The 5,950-nt window shown below is 58.5% G+C and carries 5 protein-coding genes; 1 reads left to right on the top strand and 4 read right to left on the bottom strand.

All coding sequences use genetic code 11. The features are described from left to right. Window positions 1-302: 302 nt before the first annotated feature. From EOA33_RS21270 to lepA, 4 genes are all read right to left on the bottom strand, one after another. Window positions 303-812 carry a hypothetical protein gene (locus EOA33_RS21270; protein ID WP_126057239.1) on the bottom strand — a complete coding sequence of 170 codons (510 nt, stop codon included), beginning with the start codon at window positions 810-812 and terminating at the stop codon, window positions 303-305. A gap of 11 nt (window positions 813-823) precedes the next feature. Then, window positions 824-1,330, bottom strand: a complete 507-nt coding sequence (locus EOA33_RS39160; RefSeq protein ID WP_189347921.1) for a hypothetical protein — start codon at window positions 1,328-1,330, stop codon at window positions 824-826. Between the two features lie 91 nt (window positions 1,331-1,421). Beyond that, window positions 1,422-3,227, bottom strand: a complete 1,806-nt coding sequence (locus tag EOA33_RS21260) for an RNA-directed DNA polymerase (protein WP_126057240.1) — start codon at window positions 3,225-3,227, stop codon at window positions 1,422-1,424. Between the two features lie 469 nt (window positions 3,228-3,696). After that, window positions 3,697-5,502 carry a translation elongation factor 4 gene (gene lepA / locus EOA33_RS21255; RefSeq protein ID WP_126057241.1) on the bottom strand — a complete coding sequence of 602 codons (1,806 nt, stop codon included), beginning with the start codon at window positions 5,500-5,502 and terminating at the stop codon, window positions 3,697-3,699. A gap of 308 nt (window positions 5,503-5,810) precedes the next feature. Between lepA and EOA33_RS21250 the strand changes: the two genes are divergently transcribed. After that, window positions 5,811-5,950 (top strand): pilus assembly protein TadG-related protein (locus EOA33_RS21250; protein WP_348628253.1); only part of this gene is annotated, 140 nt, incomplete at its 3' end.

Here is a 5,950-nt window from a genome sequence, read left to right as displayed (position 1 = left end):
GCGGGTGGGGGAGCCGCGCGACCGCCCCTTCTCCCCTTGTGGGGTGAGAAGTGGTCCGCGTTAGCGGACGAAAAAGCCAATTGCTTGGCTTTTCGAGCTTCGAACGCCCTGAGCCTGCGAAGGGCCGGGCGGTGGCCGAGCGAAGCTCGGACGGATGAGGGGTGTTCCAGCTTGGCGTAAACCTCCGCCGGCGGCGAAAGGCGCGACACGGTCGCCAGCGCCTCACTCCGCTGGAACACCCCTCATCCGTCTCTGCGCTGCGCGCCGATCCACCTTCCCCCACAAGGGGGGAAGGGGGAGCTCTACCTATCCACCACCACATGCGGCGCGAATTTGCGGATCGCATCGATCATGTCGTCGCCGCGCACGTCGAGCGAGGAGACCTCCATGTGCACGATGGTCTTGCCGAACGGTAGGATCCGGTTCACCACATTGGCCGGCGCGTATTTGATGGCGTCGGGCGGCTCCTCGGTGAGCTCGAAATTGAGCATGGCCGAACCCTTGCCCGAGGTGAGGCGCACGCTCCGCACCTTCGTCCACGGCACCAGCACGTCGCCGGCGCGGCGGTCTCGAAAACCATGGGAGTCCAGCACGACCTGCACCGAGGTGTCGAAGGCGCCGCGCGCGAGGAAGAAGCCGAGCGCCAGGCAGCCCGCGCTGAGCAGCGCGATGACAAGCACATGCCCGCTTTTCGCCCCGGCCGCGATGCCCTGCACCACGCCGAAAGCGAAGATCGCGCCGATCAGCAGCGGCCCGATCGCCGGCAGGATTTTTCCCGTTGCGCTGTTGTGGAGTTCGAGCGGCGCGGTCATTTTTCCGCCCCTCACCGCTCGGGTTTCAGCAGCGTCCAGATCCAGCCGATGAAGGTGAGGACCAGGAACGGATAGCCGATCGCCGGCAGCGGCGCCGAAGTCGGCAGCAGCGGCGCGCCCCACAGGATCATCAGCGCCGAGACGGTGAACAGCAAGGCGGCGACGAGCCCGGCGAGCCGTGTCCAGAGCGCGAAAGTCGCCGGAGCGCTGACCATGACCAGCCCCGCCGCCCACAGCGCGATGCCGCCGACATAGGAAGGCACGCTGGCCTGCAGCCCCGCCGCGTTGCCGGCCAGAAGCAGGCTTTCGCCGGCGAGGAAGGTCAGGAAGCCGGCCGCGACGAGATCATTGCCGAGCCGCTGGTATTTCATCGTCAGCAGCGCCGCCGCAACGACGACACCCACGCCGTCGATGGTCCACAACGTCTCGCGCAGCGCGTCGCTGGCAACGAAAGTGCCCGCCATGCCCAGCGCGCCGCCGATGGCGAGGCCGATTGCGGCGATGGTGTCCGAGCGCATGTGATGTCTCCCCAAAGCCGGGGAGAGGATACGCCGATGTGGGGGGATGGTGAAGGGACTACATCCGTCGCGCGACGCGAGAGCAATGCTCCTATATGACTCCGCCCGCCGAATAGCTTTTTTCAGACATAATGTACGAATGCGTCTTGGTGAGCTTAGCTTTATCTCCCTCTGCGATTTCCGCACTTCGGAGTACCGACTGCAAAACCAACATCTTCTCGTGTGTGCATTTTAGCGGCACGCTATCGTTTTTTGCGCCAATAACTGACTTGATGCGTTTGTATTTGACCGCTTCTCCTTCCAGCTCTTTATGAAATTCAAGCAGTTCCACCCCACTAGGCAGCAACCGCTCGCCAAGATAGATATAATACTTTGGAAATTCCTCCTTGTTTTCCCTGAGTCGCGGCCACATTCCGGCAACCAATCGAGATAGAGACTCGTCATTCGTCCAAACAAATTCTGTTTCCTCAAGGAACTTAAAAATGGTTTTGGCTAATCCGAACCGAGAAAGAATCCAGATCGCAGCGTAGACCGAGCAGAAATCGTCCTTTGGAAAATAGGTTAGGATCGCCTTCAGTGAACCTGCCTCTGTTCCATCATATTCGATCTTGGCTTCTACGAGGCGTTTTGCAAGAATCAATCGGAAGTAGTCGTCGCAAACCAATCCTCGCTCAAACACGGCCTTAATCCTATCGAAATCGACCTTACGAACACCGCATATCCCTACGTTTCGTAGTGCCGAGTCGCGTAAATTAGGATGGAGTGACATAAAATATTCGAACAGGATATCCGGAATTCTTGCCGAAAACCTATTGTATATACCTATCAGTCTTTTTACTATCTTCTCACCATTTCCCACCTTGAAGTAGCCGCGTTTATATAGTTCCTCGAAAACCTGCGATACCTTTTTAATTTTCGCTTCTATAGACTCGCCCGCCGAGGTCATTGCAAGCAGCCGTGCCTCCAATTGCTCTAAGAAGCGATTGTCCCGCACTCTGAAATGTGAATAGGCCTCTTTGGCAGTCAATATCCGGGTCTTACCGGCATTCAATCTCAGACTGCGTGATTGCAATACCAGATCAGTATCTCGAAGTAACTTCTTCGCGTCTTCGATGGTGTCCACGCCTGCATCGATATCATCCATGAACCGCGCATAATTCTTTTGAGAACGCTGCTCCATAAAGCGATCCAACTCAAATAGGTAGCAGTGAGCAAGCAGCCTTGGTGCGTCGAGATCGATTTGTGGCAAACCTATTTGACGTGGAGGCATGAAATCTGGTCGCCAAGCGAGCGCGGATATTATATGAAGATAGAAATCAAAGAGCGACTCTTGGACCGTCACGAAAGACGTAATCACGTTCCGCAACTGTACAAGATCGATGAAATCGTAGTAATTCGATATATCAGTGACGACTACAAACTTGTTTTCATCACGAAAGTCTAATATTTTTTCTTGAAATTTCTTCCATGATTTGAATGTTCCGTACTCTTGTTCGTCGGTCGGCTTGAAGCTGTGATCTTGCGGCTCAAAAAACGCGTTTTTGGACGGGGACTGTTTCTTGATGTCGCTGTAGAGCCTGTCCGAAAGGCATTGCAGTATGATGGCTGCCTCGACCGAGGTCTGAACCATCAGTCGGCACAATCCGAGAGTTTTTTCGACATGGTAGCGCCGGGGCTGGCTTACACCGAAATTCCCCCTACGGATGGCCGATCGTATTCGCGCAATCACAGCATCGATGCTTGACTGAAGATCGAGATACTCCACAGGGTCCGGGAATACTTGTCTTTTTAGATCGTATCTTGTTTTCTTCCGCCACTTCTCTTCCAGTCGCTTGGCGGTGAGATACCTTAGGATATCTTGAGCTCTCAGGCTGTATTTTGGAGAGTGTTGGGTCACTCAAATTACCCAAGAGAGAAGTCGGCGTATCTAGATTCTACTCTTTAGCCAAAAGCGCAGCCGACGTCTATCTTGTCTCCATTGGCAGAACGCGGCCGCCAACTGATTTCGAAATCCCTCATAAGCGCTGGGACGAACGCCCTTGGGTGAAGTCGGTTGTCTCAGCTAACACGCTTCCCGTCGATGAAGATATTGCGCCTAACAAGTGACGGCCGAGTCCTCGTTTCGATGCGAATTGAGAAGCCCTTTAGGATCAGGCGAATTGCTTCTTCCTCGGTTCGGACGAGGACCTCGTTCTTTTTGAGGTGTTTGATGTTCCGGGCTTCAGGATCCCCGAGAACGAATAGCCCGTCTTTCTGTGCTGGCGGCCATTTCCGGCCATCGGAAGTCAACCGATAGATTCTCATCACCATCCCTGATGTTGTCCGAGGGTCTTTGTCGGCTGCTCGTTCGACGGTCTACACAGACCTCAATCCCCCATCTTCAGCGCCTGGATAAACGCCTCCTGCGGGATATCCACTTTGCCGAACTGCCGCATCCGCTTCTTGCCCTCTTTCTGCTTGTCGAGCAGCTTGCGCTTGCGCGAGACGTCGCCGCCGTAGCATTTGGCGGTGACGTCCTTGCGCAGGGCCGAGACGGTCTCGCGGGCGATGATGCGGCCGCCTATTGCCGCCTGGATCGGGATCTTGAACAGGTGCTGCGGGATCAGCTCCTTCAGCTTCTCGCACATCTGGCGGCCACGCTTTTCAGCCGCCGTGCGGTGCACCAGCATGGACAGCGCGTCGACCGGCTCGTCATTGACCAGGATCGACATCTTGACCAGGTCGCCCTCGCGATAGTCGGTCAGGTGATAGTCGAAGGAGGCGTAGCCCTTGGAGATCGACTTCAGGCGATCGTAGAAGTCGAAGACGACCTCGTTGAGCGGCAGGTCGTAGGTGAGCATGGCGCGCTTGCCGACATAGGAGAGATCGGCCTGAATGCCGCGCCTGTCCTGGCAGAGTTTCAGGATGCCGCCGAGATAGTCGTCAGGCGTCAGGATGGTGGCGCGGATCCACGGTTCCTCGATCGAGGCGATCTTGACCACGTCGGGCATGTCGGCCGGGTTGTGCAGCTCCTTCACCGTGCCGTCGTTGAGGTTCATGCGGTAGACGACGGACGGCGCGGTGGCGATGAGGTCGAGGTTGAACTCGCGTTCCAGCCGCTCCTGGATGATCTCCAGATGCAAGAGGCCGAGGAAGCCGCAACGGAAGCCGAAGCCAAGTGCTGCCGAAGTTTCCATTTCATAGGAGAAGGAGGCGTCGTTGAGGCGCAGCTTGCCGACGGCGGCGCGCAGATCCTCGAAATCGGCGGCGTCGACCGGGAACAGGCCGCAGAACACCACCGGCTGCGCCGGCTTGAAGCCCGGCAGCGCCTTTTGCGTCGGGCGGCGATCCTCGGTGATGGTGTCGCCGACGCGGGTGTCGGCCACTTCCTTGATCGAGCCGGTGAAGAAGCCGAACTCGCCGGGGCCAAGCTCGTCGACATTGATGCGGGCGGGCGTGAAGACGCCGGTGCGCTCGACCAAATATTTGGCGCCGGTGCCCATCATGCGGATGGTCTGGCCCTTCTTCAGCACGCCGTCGATGACGCGGACCAGCACGATGACGCCGAGATAGGCGTCGTACCAGCTATCGACCAGCATCGCCTTCAGCGGGGCCGATAGATCGCCCTCGCGCGGCGGCGGCAGCTGGTGGACGATCGCCTCCAGCACGTCGGGGATGCCCAAGCCGGTCTTGGCCGAGATCAGCACGGCGTTGGAGGCGTCGATGCCGATCACCTCCTCGACCTGCTCGCGGATGCGCTCGGGCTCGGCCGCCGGCAGGTCGACCTTGTTCAGCACCACGACGATCTCGTGGTTGTTGTCGATGGCCTGGTAGACATTGGCCAGCGTCTGCGCCTCGACGCCTTGCGAGGCGTCGACGACCAGCAGCGAGCCCTCGCAGGCGGCCAGCGACCGCGACACCTCATAGGCGAAGTCGACATGGCCGGGCGTGTCGATGAGGTTGAGGATATAGTCCTCGCCATTGTCGGCGCGGTATTTCAGCCGCACCGTCTGCGCCTTGATGGTGATGCCGCGCTCGCGCTCGATGTCCATCGAGTCCAGCACCTGCTCCTTCATGTCACGCGCCTCCAGCCCGCCGGTGAGTTGGATCAGCCGGTCGGCAAGCGTGGATTTGCCATGGTCGATATGGGCGACGATGGAGAAATTGCGGATATGGTCGAGGGGCGTCGTCATGCGGCGCGCTTTAGCAGGGGCGGGGTTGAGGGGCAAGCGGTGGGCTCTTCTCCTTCTCCCCTTGTGGGAGAAGGTGGATCGGCGCGCAGCGCCGAGACGGATGAGGGTGTTCCAGCGGAGTGAGACGTCGGCGTTCCCTGGAACACCCCTCATCCGTCGCCTTCGGCGACACCTTCTCCCACAAGGGGAGAAGGGGAGTCGCGCCAACCCGCCCCGCGCCTAGATAAGTCGCACCTTAAAGATTAATCCACCAGTTTGGAGCATGATCCGCCGCTGCCTCGGCAGGCCTGGTTTGGGGGACCTCAACAATGTTCGGATACACAAGAGATTTCGTGCGCTCGCGGCGCGGCTCGATGATGCCGGTGTTCATCATCATCCTGACGCCGCTGCTGCTCGCCGTCGGCTTCTCGGTCGACTACACCTCGGCGGTCGAGACGAAAAGCAACAT

Origin of the sequence: Mesorhizobium sp. M4A.F.Ca.ET.050.02.1.1, assembly GCF_003997725.1 — a bacterium.
GTDB lineage: Bacteria > Pseudomonadota > Alphaproteobacteria > Rhizobiales > Rhizobiaceae > Mesorhizobium.
This window is presented reverse-complemented; position numbering and strand designations above follow the sequence as displayed.

Excerpts from the sequence above, each read along its gene's own strand:
- lepA (WP_126057241.1), bottom strand. The coding sequence starts at position 5,502 with ATGACGACGCCCCTCGACCATATCCGCAATTTCTCCATCGTCGCCCAT.
- EOA33_RS21270 (WP_126057239.1), bottom strand. The coding sequence starts at position 812 with ATGACCGCGCCGCTCGAACTCCACAACAGCGCAACGGGAAAAATCCTG.
- EOA33_RS39160 (WP_189347921.1), bottom strand. The coding sequence starts at position 1,330 with ATGCGCTCGGACACCATCGCCGCAATCGGCCTCGCCATCGGCGGCGCG.